Origin of the sequence: Bradyrhizobium sp. ma5 (assembly GCF_042258955.1) — a bacterium.
Classification (GTDB): Bacteria; Pseudomonadota; Alphaproteobacteria; order Rhizobiales; family Xanthobacteraceae; genus Bradyrhizobium.
Window position 1 is genome coordinate 3,185,095 of the sequence record NZ_CP170156.1, and the last position, 16,748, is coordinate 3,201,842.

The 16,748-nt window shown below is 63.4% G+C and carries 10 protein-coding genes; 9 read left to right on the forward strand and 1 reads right to left on the reverse strand.

Going from position 1 to position 16,748, the window contains the following annotated elements; genetic code table 11:
• Window positions 1-90 precede the first annotated feature (90 nt).
• From ACE103_RS14610 to ACE103_RS14650, 9 genes are all read left to right on the forward strand, one after another.
• Window positions 91-2,277 (forward strand): bi-domain-containing oxidoreductase, encoded by a 2,187-nt coding sequence (locus tag ACE103_RS14610; protein ID WP_375779983.1) that lies wholly within the window; start codon window positions 91-93, stop codon window positions 2,275-2,277.
• Window positions 2,274-4,268: an alginate lyase family protein gene (locus ACE103_RS14615; protein ID WP_375779984.1), complete on the forward strand. Its 1,995-nt coding sequence runs from the start codon at window positions 2,274-2,276 to the stop codon at window positions 4,266-4,268. The genes ACE103_RS14610 and ACE103_RS14615 overlap by 4 nt, the downstream gene beginning before the upstream one ends.
• Window positions 4,265-5,419 (forward strand): glycosyltransferase, encoded by a 1,155-nt coding sequence (locus ACE103_RS14620; protein ID WP_375779985.1) that lies wholly within the window; start codon window positions 4,265-4,267, stop codon window positions 5,417-5,419. The genes ACE103_RS14615 and ACE103_RS14620 overlap by 4 nt, the downstream gene beginning before the upstream one ends.
• A 657-nt stretch (window positions 5,420-6,076) precedes the next feature.
• Window positions 6,077-7,519, forward strand: a complete 1,443-nt coding sequence (locus ACE103_RS14625; RefSeq protein WP_375779986.1) for a calcium-binding protein — start codon at window positions 6,077-6,079, stop codon at window positions 7,517-7,519.
• Window positions 7,520-7,733: 214 nt separating this feature from the next.
• On the forward strand, window positions 7,734-9,449 hold the full coding sequence (locus tag ACE103_RS14630) for a calcium-binding protein (RefSeq protein WP_375779987.1): 1,716 nt from the start codon (window positions 7,734-7,736) through the stop codon (window positions 9,447-9,449).
• 343 nt (window positions 9,450-9,792) lie between these two features.
• Complete coding sequence (locus ACE103_RS14635; protein WP_223968810.1) at window positions 9,793-10,407, forward strand: methyltransferase domain-containing protein; 615 nt, start codon at window positions 9,793-9,795, stop codon at window positions 10,405-10,407.
• Window positions 10,408-10,602: 195 nt separating this feature from the next.
• The gene (locus tag ACE103_RS14640) at window positions 10,603-12,837 is read left to right on the forward strand and encodes a peptidase domain-containing ABC transporter (protein ID WP_375779988.1); all 2,235 of its coding nucleotides are present in this window, start codon (window positions 10,603-10,605) and stop codon (window positions 12,835-12,837) included.
• On the forward strand, window positions 12,827-14,173 hold the full coding sequence (locus tag ACE103_RS14645) for an HlyD family type I secretion periplasmic adaptor subunit (protein WP_375779989.1): 1,347 nt from the start codon (window positions 12,827-12,829) through the stop codon (window positions 14,171-14,173). Before ACE103_RS14640 ends, ACE103_RS14645 begins: the two co-directional genes overlap by 11 nt.
• A complete protein-coding gene (locus tag ACE103_RS14650) occupies window positions 14,170-16,206 on the forward strand; it encodes a tetratricopeptide repeat protein (protein ID WP_375779990.1) in 2,037 nt (678 codons plus the stop codon). Before ACE103_RS14645 ends, ACE103_RS14650 begins: the two co-directional genes overlap by 4 nt.
• A 179-nt stretch (window positions 16,207-16,385) precedes the next feature.
• Here the strand turns inward: ACE103_RS14650 and ACE103_RS14655 are convergent, their stop codons facing one another.
• Window positions 16,386-16,619: a hypothetical protein gene (locus ACE103_RS14655; RefSeq protein WP_375779991.1), complete on the reverse strand. Its 234-nt coding sequence runs from the start codon at window positions 16,617-16,619 to the stop codon at window positions 16,386-16,388.
• Window positions 16,620-16,748 lie beyond the last annotated feature (129 nt).

Here is a 16,748-nt window from a genome sequence, read left to right on the forward strand (position 1 = left end):
TCAAGGGATAACGATCACGATGTTCTTATCTTCATTACAGGCGGCGGGCACGATACAACGGGCACTGTTAACTTGAGGCGTTGACCGACTGTGAAGCAGATCGCGCAGAACTATAAGAGCGGCGAACTCAAGCTGATCGATGTGCCGGCACCGCGTTGCCGCGCCGGCGGGGTTTTGGTGCGCACGGCATTTTCGGCGGTGTCGACCGGCACCGAGATGATGAAGTTCACCGAGGGGCGCCTGTCGCTGCTCGGCAAGGCGCGTGCGCGCCCCGATCAGGTTGCCAAGGTGGTGCGCTCGGTCCGCCAGCAGGGATTGCTTGCGACCTATCAGAAGGTGATCAACCGCCTCGATTCCTACACGCCGCTCGGTTACTCGCTGTCGGGCACCGTCGTGGAAGTCGGCGAGGGCGTCGCTGGTTTCTCGGTCGGACAGCGGGTCTGCTGCGGCGGCAATCAATATGCAACCCACGCTGAATACAATTGGGTGCCGGTGAACCTCTGCGTGCCGCTGCCGGACAGTGCCGCGCTCGATCAGGCCGCGTTCACGACGATCGCCTCGATCGCGCTGCAGGCGATGCGCCAGTCGGAAACCGGGTTCGGTGAGACCGCCTGCGTGATCGGCCTCGGCCTGATCGGGCAGATCATGGTGCGCCTGCTGCGTAGCGCCGGTGTCGTGGTCGTCGGGCTCGACAGGCTGGAGGCGCGCTGTCGTCAGGCGGAGGCGGCGGGCGCCGCGCTCTGTGCGGTCGCATCGGATGAGGCTGCGGCCGAGTTTCGCACCCGGATCGATCAGCTGACCGCAGGCAACGGTGTCGATTGCGTGTTCATCACGGCGGGCAGCGACGATCCCGATCTCGCATCGCGCTCGGCCGCATTGCTGCGCGACCGCGGCCGCATCGTCGATATCGGCAAATGCACGCTGAACCTGCCGTGGAACGAATTCTACGACAAGGAGCTCGACGTTCGCTTCTCGCGCTCCTACGGCCCCGGCCGCTACGATCCGCTCTACGAGGAGGGCGGCATCGACTATCCGATCGGCCATGTACGCTGGACCGAGAAGCGTAACATGGAGGCGATCGTCGCGCTGCTCGCCGACGGGCGGCTCGATTTTGCTTCGCTGATTTCTGACGTGGTGCCGCTGGAGCAGGCGACGTCGGCATTCGAGCGCATGAGCCGGGGCGAGGTCGGTCTTGGCATGGTCTTCGCCTATCCGGACGCCGCTCCCCGGGCGATGCAGATGGTCTATCGTCCGGTCGTTGCCCTGCGCAGCGGCCGGGTCCGGCTCGGCGTCATCGGCGCGGGAAATTATGCCTCCAGCATGTTGTTGCCGCAGCTTGCGAATAATCAGCGTGTCGATCTTGTCGAGGTTGCCACCAACACCGGCCTGAGCGGCGCCACCGCGGTGCGCAAGTTCGGCTTCGCGCGTGCCTCGACGGATGCGACCTCGGTGCTCGCGGCCGCCGACATCGATGCCGTGCTGATCGCGACGCGCCATGCCTCCCACGCCGACCTCGCGGCACAAGCGCTGCGTGCCGGCAAGGCGGTGTTTGTCGAAAAGCCGCTGGCGATCGACGCAGACGTACTCGATCAATTGGAGCAGGTGATCCGCGAGACCGGTAACAACCGGCTGATGGTCGGCTTCAACCGCCGCTTCTCGCCGCTGCTGCAAGCCATGCGCGCGGCGTTCGCGCCGGCGGGGCCACAGACCCTGCAATATCGCGTCATCGCCGGCCCGCTGGAGAAATCATCCTGGTATCTGCAGGCCGAGAGCGAAGGTAGCCGGTTCGTCGGCGAGGGTGGGCATTTCATCGACGTGTTGTCCTGGTGGCTCGGCGCCGAGCCGCTGCGCGTCTCCGCGAGCACCGCGGGCAAGGATGTCGACAATCTCGTCGCCACATTCGATTTTGCCGACGGTTCGGTTGCGAGCCTCAGTTATCTCACCGGAGGCGATCCGCGTGTGCCGAAGGAGGCGCTTGAAATATCGGCAAGCACCGGCTTTGCCGCCTTCGACAATTTCTCGGGCTTCGAAGTCTGGCACGCCGGACAGCGCACGGCGAAGAAAGCGCGGCTCGACAAGGGGCAGCGGCCGATGCTGGATGCCTTCATCGCCGCGGTCGCATCGGGTTCCGCGATGCCGATCGAACTCGAATCGCTGCTTGCGACCACCCGCGCAACGCTCGCGGTGCAGGAGAGCGCAGCCGCCGGGATGCCGGTCGATCTGACGATCGGCGCAGCAGAGCAGGTCGTCGCGCGCGCCGCGACTGCGTTGAGATGAATCCGGCCTGGTATCTGCGCAGGCTGCAGCGCATGGAACCGTCCGAGCTTACGGGCCGGGTGAACGACCAACTGCTGCGCCTGCTCTGGCGCATCACGCCGCCCGATATCGCACGACACGCCGGCGCCAGGCTGGCCCCGGGCCCGCGACAGCCGCGGCTGAAGCCGCTGCCTTTGCCGGCGCACGCTCCCCAGCACGCCACCGAGCGGCTGATCCATGCTGCCGACCGGATTCTCGCCGGACATTGGCGGGTTTTCGCCAGAGATCATGATGCTTTGGGCGAACGGCCGGACTGGTTCGTCGATATCAGAAGCGGCAAGCGGGCGCCTGCCGACATGTACGCGTTTGCGGTGCCCTATCGCGACGAAGCCGCGGTCGGGAACATCAAATACATTTGGGAGCCGTCGCGTCACCACCATCTCACGGTGCTCGCGTCGGCGTATTACCTGACCTCGGACGAACGCTACGCCAGGCGCGTCGCCGCGCACCTCACAAGCTGGTGGCGCGAAAATCCGTTTCCGCGCGGCCCGCACTGGATCAGCGGCATCGAGCTCGGCGTGCGGTTGATCTCGTGGGCCTGGGTGCGCCAGTTGCTGCAGAACTGGCCTGGCGCGCCAGCATTGTTCGAGGACAACGAGCAGTTCCTGACGCAGCTTTACGCGCATCAATACTGGTTGTCGCAGTTCCCGAGCCGTGGCTCCTCCGCCAACAACCACGTCATCGCGGAGGCCGCCGGGCAGTTCGTGGCGGCCTGCGTGTTTCCGTTCTTTCGCGATAGCGCGCTGTGGCGCCAGAATGCCGCCAGGACGCTGGCAGACGAAGCTGTTGCGCAGACCTTCGCCTGCGGCAGCAATCGTGAACTCGCGACCGATTATCACGGCTTCGTCCTCGAGCTGCTGCTGGCCGCGGCAGTGCAAGGCGAAGCGTCCGGGCACCAGCTGGGCGAAATGGTCTGGACCACGATGTGCCGCATGAGCGATGTCATCGCCGCGATGCTCGACGATCGCGCCCATCCTCCCCGTCAAGGCGATGGCGACGAAGGCGTTGGCCTGCTGCTCGACGATCCGGCCGGAAATCGCTGGCTCGGTCTGCTCGCCACCGGCGCGCGTCTGTTCGGCGATCTGCCGTGGTGGCCCAGGCTGCCGGAGCCCGATCTGCGCACGTTTGTTCTGACCGACGGCATCGGGGCGCGTGCGATCGCCGCGCGGCCCGCGCGCCGTCCGCATTTGCTTGACGAGGCGGGACAGACCTTTCTCGTCGATTCCCACCGAGCGGTGTGGTGCCGCTGCGATCACGGCCCGCATGGCTTCGGCCGCATCGCGGGACATGCGCATGCGGATGCGCTGGCGCTCGAATGCAGGATCGGCGGCGTCGATATCCTCGCCGACCCCGGCACCTATTGCTATCACGGCGATCCGCGATGGCGGGCCTATTTCCGTTCCACGCTGGCGCACAACACGCTCTGCCTGTTCGGGCGCGACCAGTCGGTGTCGGGCGGCCCGTTTCTCTGGACGCGGCATGCGCAGAGCCGGCTGATCGCATCGAGCGGGCTGGACGATCGTGATGCGGACGCAAGCTGGGTCGCGGAGCATTCGGGATATCAGGACACAGCAGATCGTCTCGTGCATCGCCGTTCGGTGCAATTGCAGCGCCAGGCGGCGCGGCTCGTCGTCACCGATATTGTACTTGCCGGTGAAGGGCTTGCGGTGCCGGCGAGCCTCAGCTGGCATCTCGGTCCCGACGTCGAATGCAAGCTCGAAGGGGGGACGGCGCGGCTCGCATGGCCGGGCGGACGCGGCGAGCTCGATCTGCCGGCGGCGCTCGACTGGAAAGCGTATCGCGGTGACGAGACCGTGCCGGCCGGCTGGTATTCGCCGTCGTTCGATCTCAAGGTGCCGGCGACGACGCTGATCGGCTCCGGAACGCTGGCCGCCGGCCAAAGCCTGGTGACGGAGCTGCGCTGGTTTCCCGAGCCGGCACGCCGATCGTGAAGATCCTGGTTGCTCACAACAGGTATCAGGGACGCGGCGGCGAAGACGTCGTGTTCGAAGCGGAAGTCGACCTGTTGCGCGAAGCTGGACACAGTGTCGAGACACTCACGGTCAGCAACGAGGCGATCAATTCGCTTGCCGCGCGGACCGCGACGACGCTGTCGATCGCCGACAATGCGGAGGGCAAGCGGGCCTTGGCGGAAGCGATCGACTGCTTTCGTCCCGACGTCGTCCACGTCCACAATTTCTTCCCGCTGCTTTCGCCCGCCGTGTTCGATGTCTGCCGGCAACAGCGCGTGCCTGCGGTGGTGACGCTGCACAATTATCGCAGCATCTGCACCGGCGGCATGCTGCTGCGCGACGGCCGCATCTGCCACAAATGCCTGGACCGCGGGCATCTCTGGGGCGTCGTGCACCGCTGCTACCGCGGATCGCTGCCGGGTTCGCTGGCCTCGGCCTACATGATCGCGCGGCACCAGCGCCGTGGCACCTGGACGCGTCCCGGCCTGCGCCTGATCGCGCTGACGCAGTTTGCCCGAACGCTGTTCACGCAGGCCGGCTTCGATGCCGGCCGGATCGACGTGAAGCCGAACTTCATGGCCGATCCGGGGGCGCCCGATCCGGCCATGCGACGCACAGGGCTGCTCTATGTCGGACGGCTGAGCCGCGAGAAGGGCGTTGGCGTGTTGCTCGACGCCGTTGCCGGGACCGGCATGCCCCTGCGGATCGTCGGTGACGGACCGGAGCGCGCTGCGCTGGAGGCGCGCGCTTCCGCCAATGTCAGGTTCCTCGGCGCGCTCGCGCGCGCTGACGTGCTGCGGGAGATGGCGAGTGCCCGGGCGTTGGTCGTGCCGTCGCTCTGGTACGAGGGATTTCCGATGGTCGTGGTCGAGGCTTTCGCGCAGGGGACGCCGGTGATCGCATCCGAGATCGGTGGACTTGCCGAGGTGGTGAGCGCCGGCAAGACCGGCGCATTGGTGCCGCCGGGCGATGCGGCCGGGCTAAGACAGCGGATTGTCGAGCTTCTGGACGCGCCCGATCGCGCAACGGCATGGGGGCAGGCTGCACGGGCCGCCTATCTCGAGCGCTACGCCCCGGATGAGAATCTGCGGCTGCTCGAGGCCATCTATGCGCGCGCCGCCGCCGGATGATCGCCGCAGACGGTTATCTCGCCCATGATCGGGGGCCGTTGCGGCACTCTTGCCCCTAACGGATTGCGGCGAATCTGATGTTAATTTGTTATAGCGAACGCTCGATCTGGCTCCTCGCCGGCTCTGGCGCCAATTGCTCCGATTCTGCGATCGATTCCCTGGTTTTCTCCTGCCTGGCGCTCGTGGCCTGCAACCAGAACCCGGCATAACGCCGCTCCACTTGCCGGCCGGTTGTGAAGTTTGAAGCTTTTTTGCAAAAGCTCTCGCGCGGCGCAGAAATATTTTTTCAGATCGGAAAATCGCGCCGAAGCGCGCGCAATGGCTGCGAAATTCCGCGCTCCGGCGCCATCGGGGGACCCGACGAAACCCCGTATAATCACTATCCTTTTTTGCGCCGCGGCTAACATTTGTGAGCGGTTCGCGTCGAATGTTAGTGCGCATCCGAAATCGCGCTAAGTCTCACATAAGTCTCAGGGAACCAGAGGTTAATGGCGCATTGTCGATTGACACTTCGGTATGGCGGACTTAACAATGGACTTAACAAGTTCGTAACGTGTGTCCACATTTGAGCTGCGTCGCAACAAACCAGTTGTGGATCAACAGCTTACGTGCGGGCGAGCGGCTTGAATCCTCGTATCCCAAGCAGGGGCTACAACGATGGCGACTTACAATCTCGACCAGACTGACCTCAAACATGCGATCAACTCCACGATCGATCACGCGACCCAGCAACAGATTCTTGACTATCTGATCAACGCAGGCATCGGGTACACCAGCCCGGATGACGGCAGCACGATCCCGGTGCAAGTGGGCGCCGGCATCAGCAACCCCGACCCGAACGCCAACGTTCTCATCGAAACCAACCCGGATAACACTGTTAACACTGACGCCAGCCTGAAGGCGATCATCGAGGCGACCAACCAGGACGTCACGCTGACGGTGAACGGCAGCACCCCGGTGCTGGTCGCGTCCGGCAACGGCAACGATCAGATCTTCATCAACAACACCGGTGACACCACGGTTCTCGCCGGCAACGGCAACGACACGATCTTCGGTGGCGCGGGTCACGACTCGCTCTCCGGCGGCAACGGCGACGACGTCTTGATCGACAACGTTTCCGGTCACAGCACGCTCGATGGCGGCAAGGGCGATGATCTGCTGTCCGGCATTGGTGCAGACACCCTGATCGGTGGCTCCGGCAACGATACGCTTTACGGCGGCAGCTCGTCGACCCTGTTGGGTGGCAGCGGCAACGACGTGTTGGTGTCCGGCAGCACTGTCGGTAATTCCAGCATCCTGCTTGGCGGCACGGGCAACGACGCGCTGTACGGCGGTGCCGGCAACGATCGCTTGTTCGGCGGCGACGGCAACGATACGCTGACCGGCGGTTCGGGCAACCAGATTCTCGACGGTGGCAAGGGCAACGACGTCCTGATCGGCGGTTCGGGTAACAACGAGCTGTTCGGCGGTGCCGGCAACGATGCGCTCTATTCGAACTCGGATGCATCGCACGGCTCGATCCTCGACGGCGGTGCCGGCAACGACTCGCTGTATGGCGGTGCGGGTGCCGACACCCTGTACGGCGGTGCCGGCAACGACCTGCTGGTCGGCGGTACCGGCACCGTTGCCGAATACGGTGGCGCCGGCAAGGACGTGCTCTACTCGGGCAGCGATGCGTCGCATGCGACGAAGCTGTTTGGCGGTGACGGCAACGACTCGCTCTATGGCGGTGCCGGCAACGACACGCTGTATGGCGGCTCCGGCAGCGACACCCTGGTCGCCGGTTCGGGCACGCAGACGCTGTTCGGCGGCGGCGGCAACGACTCGTTCGTTGGCTCCGCCACTGGTACGGCCTCGATGGTTGGCGGCTCTGGTCAGGACTACTTCTACCTGTCCAATCTCCACAGCAGCGACACCATCGACGGTGGTGCCGGCAGCAAGGACTCGCTGACCTTCCTGGATCACGCCTCGACCGATGTGACCGGCATCACCGCGGGCAAGGACGGTTCGCTGGATGTCAACTTCAGCAACGGCCAGGTGACCCAGATCAGCAACATCGAATACCTGATCTTCAACGATGGTCACTCGACCAAGCTGTAAGATCCCAAACCTGAACTAAGATCTCAGGTCCGCACTAAACGAAGGCGCCGCCTCATCCCTGGTTGAGGCGGCGCTTTTTTGCGATTACAGGTGGTGTTATGAAGCGTCGTCTGATAATGTCGCAGTGTTGCTGCCTGCTCCAATTGTGAATCATCGAGATCATTTGAGTATTTGCTTGGCGATGATGTAGCGCGTCGAAGCAGGGGCTTGATCGATGGTGACGCAAAACCTGAACCAGACGCAGCTCAAGGCAGCGCTTAGCTCCACGATCGATCACGCAAGCCGGCAACAGATTCTCGACTATCTGATCAGCGCGGGGATCGGTTACACCAGCCCGGATGACGGCGCGACGATCCCGGTCGAGGTCGGCGCCGGGATCAGCAACCCGGATCCGAACGCCAATGTTCTGATCGAAACCAACGCCAACAATACGATCAAGCTTGACGCCAAGCTGAAGGCGATCATCGAAGCCACCAGGAGCGACGTGACGCTGACCGTGAACGGCGCCGCCCCGGTGGTGGTCGCGACCAGCGACGGCAACGACGATATCACCATCAACAACAACCGCGGTACGACGGTTCTTGCCGGGGCCGGCAACGACACGGTGTACGGTGGCGGCGTGGGCCACACCCAGATTTACGGCGACGCCGGCAACGACTGGCTTTATGGCAGTGACTGGTCGGATCTGCACGGCGGTAGCGGCAACGATACTCTGCTGTCCGGCAGCTCGCTGGACTCACTGGACCGGATCAACACGCTGGACGGCGGTAGCGGCAACGACTTGCTGTTCGGTGGCTGGGGCAATGATCGCCTGTATGGTGGCGCCGGTGACGACTGGTTGAGCGGGGGTTTCTACAACGAGACTCTCGACGGCGGCGCGGGCAATGACACGCTGGTCGCCGGCGTATACAGCGATCAGCTCTACGGCGGCGCCGGCGACGACCTGCTCTACGCGAATTTGTTTGCGTGGTACGGCTCGTTTCTGTCGGGCGGTGACGGCAACGACACGCTGGACGGTGGTGCCAGTGGCGTTGCCGACACGCTGGATGGCGGCGCCGGCGACGACCTGCTGAAGGGCGGCATCAGGACCGCTGCGGAGTACGGTGGCAGCGGTAACGACCTTCTCTATTCAGGCTCCGGTGCGACGTTCGGGACGCTGCTCGACGGCGGTGCAGGTGACGACACGCTGGTTGCCGGTGCGGGGTATAACCCTAAGGATATCGGTTCCGACACGCTGGACGGCGGTAGCGGCAACGACCTGCTGATCGGCGCTGCCGGGACTGTTGCGGAGTATGGTGGCAGTGGCAACGATGCGGTCTACTCGCACTCGGATATGTCGCACGGCACGATCCTCGACGGCGGTGCGGGCAACGACTCGCTGTATGGCGGTGCGGGTTCGGACACCATGTACGGCGGTGCCGGTAACGACCTGCTGGTGGGCGGCACCGGCACTGTTGCCGAGTATGGCGGCAGCGGTAACGACATCCTCTACTCGGGCAGCTTTGCCTCGCATGCGACCTCGCTCTACGGCGGCGACGGCAACGACTCGCTCTATGGCGGTGCCGGCAACGACACGCTGCATGGCGGCTTCGGCCACGACACGATGGTCGCCGGCTCGGGTACGCAGACGCTGATCGGCGGCAATGGTGGTTCGTCGTTCGTCGGCTCCGCCACCGGTGCGGCGTCGATGGTCGGCGGCTCGGGTCAGGACTATTTCTATTTGTCCAACGCGACCAGCAAGGACACCATCGACGGCGGCGGCGGCAGCAAGGACTCGCTGACCTTCCTGGATCACGCCTCGACTGACGTGACCGATATCGCCGCGGGCAAGGACGGTTCTCTGGACATCAACTTCAGCAATGGCCAGGTGACCCAGATCAGCAACATCGAATACCTGATCTTCAACGATGGTCAATGGACCAGGCTGTAGGATCCCGGGTTTGCATCAAGCGAAGGCGCCGTCTCAACCCGGTTGAGACGGCGCTCTTCTTGCGTACGAATGTGATAATCGGAACTTTGTCGACCGATCCGCGTCGAATCTGCCTGTCTCCATCACAAGTTCCGCTTCTGGCATTTTTGCCAACGAATGTTAGAAGTTAGTTCGTCACATTCGGACCACGTAGCTTTTGTAAAGGCGTGTGGCTCGCTCGACTGAGTGATGCCGTGCCGTGGTTTCCGCGGCGCCGGCAAGCTTTGGTCAAGGCGAACGATCGCTGCAGAAATCAGCCGCTTAATGCGCGAACCGCGGAGCTCTCGAATTGGCCAAGAAGAAACTGCTGAACGCCGGCGCTGGAACGACGGTTGCCAAGCGGATCCAGCCGCTCCTGACGTCGCATGAGTGGGAGGAGGTTCGCCTCGATGTCGACGGCAGCGTGAACCCGGACATCGTCGGCTCGATCACCGATCTTGCCAAATTGTGCCGGCCGGCCTCGTTCGACGCGATCTGGTGCTCTCATTTGATGGAGCATCTCTATGCCCATGAGATCCACCCAACATTCGTCCAGTTCCGCGAGGCTCTGAAGCCGGACGGATTCGCGCTGATCATGTCGCCCGACCTGGAGGCGGTGGCTCAGCACATGCTGACCCAGGGCCTCGGTGCGGTCGCCTATGTCTCGCCGGCCGGTCCGATCCGGCCACTGGATATGATCTACGGCCACTCCGGCGCGATCGAGCAGGGACGCCACCATATGGCGCACAAGACCGGCTTTTCGTGCGATCGGATGGGAAATCTGCTGCTGAGTGCCGGATTCCCGACGGTCTCCGTTCGCAGCGGGAACTTCGAGGTCTGCGCGCTGGCGCTCATGCCGGAGGCCGAGGAGAGGCGGATCCGGCCTCAGCTCGAAGCCTGCGGCTTCGATTTCCGGGAGACGGTGATCGCCGCGCCATGAGTGTATATGTTAAATAATGTTATAAGGTTGCGTGGCTAAAACCGCTGGTAGCAATGGCCGGAACCGGCTTCCTTGCCTGTCCGACACATATCTTTTCGGAACCACGCGCTGAAAATGCTGCGTTAGCGAACTAACAGTGATAAGTTATATATCGCTTGAGACCGGATCCTGCGCAGTCGAAACCTCGAGGCCTCCATGACCAAACACCTCTCGCTCGTCGGCGCACCTTCGGTGGAGGCGCTGCCACCCTCGGGTCTCGCCTGTCTCGTCATCGTGGCAAGACAGCATGGTTTGCATCTGACCCCGTCCCAGCTCATCCATGACAATCTGTTGGGCGACCAGGAAGTCACGCTCGCCGAGCTTCTGAAGTGCGCGAATTCCTCGGGCATGACGGCAAAGGCCGTCACGCTGGACTGGAAGGGGCTGAGCCATCTCAAGCGGGCGCTGCCGGCAATCGTTCGCCTGCGTGATGGCAGCCACATGGTCTTGCTGCGCCTCGAAGGCGATGAAAACAGCACCCGGGTGGTCTTGCAGGATCCGAACGCGAGCGAGGATGCGCTGCTCGTCATCGACCAACCGCGCTTTGAGGACATCTGGTCGGGCGACGTCGTCATGGCCAAGCGCGACTATGAGATATCCGACGAGACCCAGCCGTTCAGCTTCGGCTTCGTCACCGCATTGCTGTTCCGCGAGCGGCGGATCCTGCGCGACGTCGCGATCGCGGCGCTGATCCTGGGCTTCATGGGCCTGGCGCCGATCATGTTCTGGCGGCTGCTCTCCGACAAGGTCATTTTCTACAAGGCTTACAACACGTTCTACGTGCTGTGCATTGCCATGTTCGTGGTCATCATGTTCGAGGCGGCGTTCACGTTCCTGCGGCAGTACCTGGTGCAGCGTCTGACGGCGCGTCTCGACGTCAAGCTGTCGACCTACGTGTTCGAGAAGGTGCTCAATCTGCCGATCGACTACTTCGAGCAGAACGCTGTCGGCCTAATTTCGCGGGATATCCGCGAGGTGTTTCGAATTCGCGGCTTCCTCACCGGGCAGTTGTTCGGGACCATCCTCGATTCGACGACGCTGTTCTTCTTCCTGCCGGTCATGTTCTTCTTCAGCCCGATCATGACGCTGATGGTTCTTGCCTTTGCCGGGGTGATCGTAACCTGGCTTATCCTGATGCTGCCGACCTACCGGAAGAAGTCCTCGGCGACCCTGGCGGCCGAAGGCGCACAGGGCGCGTTCCTGATCCAGAGCCTGAACGGCATGCGGACCATCAAGTCGCTGGCGCTCGACACGCGGCAGCGCCACATGTGGGATGTGCTGGTGGCCCGCGTCGCCAAGGCGCGTCTTGCCGAGGGCCTGACCGGAACCGCCATCCAGACGGTGGTGCGCCCGTTGGAACGGTTGGCGGTGAGTGCGCCCTACGCGTTCGGTGTCTACCTGGCCGTGTCGAGCGGCGATCCGGTCTATGTCGGCGCGCTGTTTGCCTTTCTGATGCTGTCGCAACGTGTGGCCGGCCCGCTGATGCAGATGGCCCAGCTCATCAACCAGTATGACGAGGCCCGCACGGCGGTCACGATCGTCGGCAGGCTGGTGAATCAGCCGCCCGAGGAGGGACGTTCCGGCCATGGCGTGAGGGTCCCGCTCAAGGGACTGGTCGAATTCTCCGGCGTCACGTTCAAGTACAAGGGGGCGGTGTCGCCGGCACTGAACAACATCTCGTTCGAGATTCCGCTCGGCACGACGCTCGGCGTGATGGGCAAGAGCGGCTCTGGCAAGACCACGATCACGCGGCTGTTACAGCGCCTGCACTCCGATTACGGTGGTTTGATCAAGGTCGACGGTATCGATGTCCGCGAATACGATGTCGACCATCTGCGGCGCAACGTCGGCGTCGTGCTGCAGGAGAACTTCCTGTTCAGCGGCACGATCCGCGAGAATATTTCGGCCGCAAAGCCCGACGCGACCTTCGACGACATCGTCAGGGCGGCGCGATTGGCCGGCGCCGAGGAGTTCATCGACAAGCTGCCGCGCGGCTATGAGACCTACATCTACGAGGGATCCACCAATCTCTCCGGCGGCCAGCGTCAGCGCCTTGCGATCGCGCGCGCGCTGATCGTCAATCCGCCGATCCTGATCCTGGACGAAGCGACCAGCGCGCTCGATGCCGAGAGCGAGACGATCGTCAACGCGAATATTTCGCGGATCGCCCAAGGGCGCACGCTGATCATCATCTCGCACCGGCTGTCGTCGCTCACCAAGGCCGATGCGATCCTCGTGCTCAATCGCGGCGTGGTCAACGACATCGGGCGCCACGACGAGCTTCTGGAACGAAACGACATCTATAGCTCGCTCTGGTACCAGCAGAATACGCATCTCGTGTCGGCGGGCCGCAACGAGAAGAACTTCAGGAGTCCGACCCTTGTCTCCTAATCAGGCTTCGCTCGCGACCGTTCGCCAGTTCCAGTCCGAAACCGATGCCATCCGCGAGGCGGCCGAGCCGTTGCTGGCCCGTGCGACGCTGTTCGTGCTGTCGGCATTCATGGTCTGTGTCGTGGCGATCATGTGCCTCACGCGCGTCGATCGCGTCATCACCAGCGTCGGCGGCAGGATAGTTCCCGTCGACCAGATCAACGTGCTGCAGGCCCTGGATGCGTCGATTATCAAGACGATCGATGTTCGGGAAGGCCAGCAGGTCGAGACCGGGCAACTGCTCGCGACCCTCGACTCGACCTTCACCGCGGCCGACGTCACGCAGTACAAGCTGCAGATTGCGAGCCTCGAGGCGCAGGTCGCCCGCGACGAAGCCGAATTGTCCGGAAAGCCGTTGTCGTTCGGCCAATCCAACGATCAGGACGCGACCAGGTACAACGCCCTGCAAAAGGCGCTCTACGACCAGCGCGTCGCGCAGTACCACGCGCAAGTGAACAGTTACGATTCCAAGATCAGTCAGACCGAGGCGACCATCCAGAAGTCGAAGAAGGACGACGAGCGGTACAGTCAGCGTGCCGAGATCGCCGGCAAGATCGAGGACATGCGCTCGACGCTCGCCGAAAGCGGCAGCGGATCCAAGCTGAACCTGTATCTGTCCCAAGATAATCGCCTGGAGCTGTTGCGTCAGATCGACAACACGCACAACACCCTGCTGGAGGCGCAGCATCAGCTGGATTCGCTGAAGGCGGATCGCAGCGCCTTCACCGAGCAGTGGAACGCGCAGCTGAGCCAGGATCTGGTCACGACGCGCAACAGCCTCGATACGGCCCGCTCACAGTATGACAAGGCAATCAAGCATCAGGACCTGGTCCGCTGGACGGCAGCCGAGCCGTCGGTCGTCCTGACCCTTGCCAAGCTCTCGGTCGGATCGGTGCTGAAGCCCGGCGATCCCTTCATCACGCTGATGCCGCTCAAGACGCGGCTCGAAGCCGAGATCCAGATCCTGTCGCGTGACGTCGGCTTCGTTCGGCCGAACGATCCGTGCACGATGAAGGTCGACGCCTTCAACGCGGCCGAGCACGGCACCGCGCAGGGCAAGATTCGCTGGATCAGCGAGGGCGCCTTCACCACCGACGATGATGGAAAGCCCGTCGATGCCTACTACAAGGCGCGGTGTTCGGTCGACCAGACCAACTTCAAGGATGTTCCGAACAACTTCCGCCTGATTCCGGGCATGACGCTGCAGGGCGATGTCAATGTCGGCACCCGATCGGTCGCGATGTACCTGCTCGGCGGCATGCTGCGCAGCGCAAAAGAAGCAATGCGCGAGCCATGACGGTATCGACGCGATCGCTTCTCGACTTGCTCCGGCCCGGTTCCTCCCGTTCAGACTCATCGCAGTTTGAACGGGGACTGGAGGCTTACGAGAACCGGCAGTATCTTGAGGCGCTGCGCTTGTGGCGGCTGGCGTCGCGCGCCGGCAACCCGGAGGCGGACTACCGGATCGGGCTGCTCTATGCGCGGAACGAGGGCGTCATCGGCAACATTCCGGACGCGGTCGCGTGGTATGAGCGCGCCGCCTTGAACGGACATACCGAGGCGCAATTCCAGCTCGGCTTGATCTACTTCCACGGGTTTCAGGCCGCGCTCGGACCGAACCGGCCCGAGATGTGGCGGCAATCCACTGCGGCGCGGCTGGGGGACAAGGCGACCAACCTCCACGATCTGGTGTTTCCGAACGGGATTGGCGTCACCAGGGATCTCGACGCCGCTTTCCTGTGGATGTCTGTAGCGGCGGAGGCCGGCAAGGCGGACGCACAGGCGCTCCTGGGAGACATGTACGCCAACGGGCAAGGCTGCACCAAGGATCACGCTATTGCCTTGCGCTGGTACGAGGCGGCGGCCGAGCAGAAAGCGGCGGCCGGCGAATTCGCGCTCGGTGACGTGCATTATCAGGGGCGCGGCGTTCCCGTCGATTTCGCGCAGGCCGCGATCTGGTATCACAAGGCCGCGGAGCAGGGGCATGTCCGCGCGCAGGTGGCGCTCGCCTTCATGTGTCTCAAGGGCACCGGGCTTCCCGAAAATGTCGAAGAAGCCGCGCGGCTGTTCCAGAGTGCCGCTGCCCATGATGACAGCATCGCGCTCTACAACATCGCGCTGTTGCGGCTGAGCGGCAAAGGGGTCGCCAAGGACCTCGACAAGGCCGAGACCGCCTTGCGCAAGGCAGCGCGGAAGGACTATCTGCCGGCCATCCAGGCGCTGGCCGAGTTCTATGCGCTCGGCACCTCAGCCGAGCCGGACCTGCGCGAGGCGGCGTATTGGTACGAGAAGGCGGCCGAGCGCGGCGATGCGCAGGCGCAGTTCTTTACCGGGCGTTTCTATGCCACCGGCACCGGCGTTCCGCCTAGCGTCCGTCAGGCTGCGAAATGGTTCGAACGCGCCGCCGAGAGCGGCCATGCCACGGCGGCCCACAACATCGCGGTGTTCTATCTCAACGGCAACGGCGTGACGCGCGATGTCCCGGCTGCGATCAAATGGTTCGAGCGTGCGTCCGAGGGAGGCATCAGCGCCGCAGGCGTGCAACTCGGCCGGCTGTACTCGGCGGGCAACGGTGTGCCGCGCGATCAGGTGCGCGCTGCCGAATGGCTCAGCAAGGCGGCCAAGGGCGGCGACGCCGATGCAAAGACGGCCTTTGCCGTGTTTCTCATCCAGCAGGAGCCATCCGAAGCGGGTCTTGCGCAAGCACGCACGCTGCTCACCGATGCCGCCGAGGTCGGTCATTCCGCCGCGGCATTCCAGTTGGGCGGGCTTCACATGGGAAGGTCCGGTGGCGCGGTCGATCTTCCGGCCGCGGCGCAATGGTTCAAGCGCGCAGCGAGTGCCGGCCATGTCGAGGCCCAGCACACATTGGCGTTGCTGTACTCCGATCCCAAGAGCGCCCTGAAGGATCCGCAGGCGGCCGCCGGCTGGATCGTCAAGGCCGCCGATGGCGGCAGCGCCGCAGCGCAGTTCAAGCTTGCGGTGATGTATTGCACCGGGCAGGGCGTCGAGCAGGATCTTGCCCAGGGCGTGAAATGGTACGAGGCCGCGGCGCGCCAGGGCCATACGACTGCGCAGTACAACCTCGCCGCGATGCTGGGGCGAGGACAGGGCTGCGACGCCGATCCGGCGAAGGCGGCCGAGTGGTTCGAAGCAGCAGCAAAGCAAGGCATGGTCGAAGCCCAACTCGCGATTGGTGATGCGCTGCGCGCCGGCAACGGCGTCGCGCAGGACCGCGATCAGGCGCTGCACTGGTATCGACAGGCGGCGCAGCAGAACAACGAAGGCGCGCAGCGTCGTCTGCAGGCAATGGGCGAGAGCGTCGGCTGAGATTGTTGGAGGCGGACATCACGCGCGCGCAGGCAATGGCAGAGACGGTGAGCGGCTTTGTTTTTGGGCGCGAAGGCACGCAAGCGTGCACGTCCGCGTGACAATCTAGGCAGAACTAACAATGGCTTTCATATCGACGATAGAGAGATTGCGTTAATGTGGGTTCGCGGAATAAATGTTCATTGCACCTCTGGTTGTGTGAAGATCATCGATAAGAATCGAGATGTCACGATCTGGAACGTGTCAGGCAATGTGATCTCGGGATCGAACGTCCGCGTGACCGGGAAAGAAACTGGAGCCAGCGCCAGGCGTTGGCAGGAGATTGAGTGGCGATGAACAAGATGGTCGAACGGAGCGTCAGGGATACGAAGGATATATTGCCCGTTGCCAGCCCGGTTCAGCAGGAAGACCATCCGCAGAGCCTGTTCCTGGATCCCGATATCAGCGATCTCCAGTCAGGATCGCGGTTGCGTGGCGCGATCCTCGAATATTCAGGGCGGGGAATCTCGGGTTGGATTGTCGATGCCCAGTCGCCTGCTTCA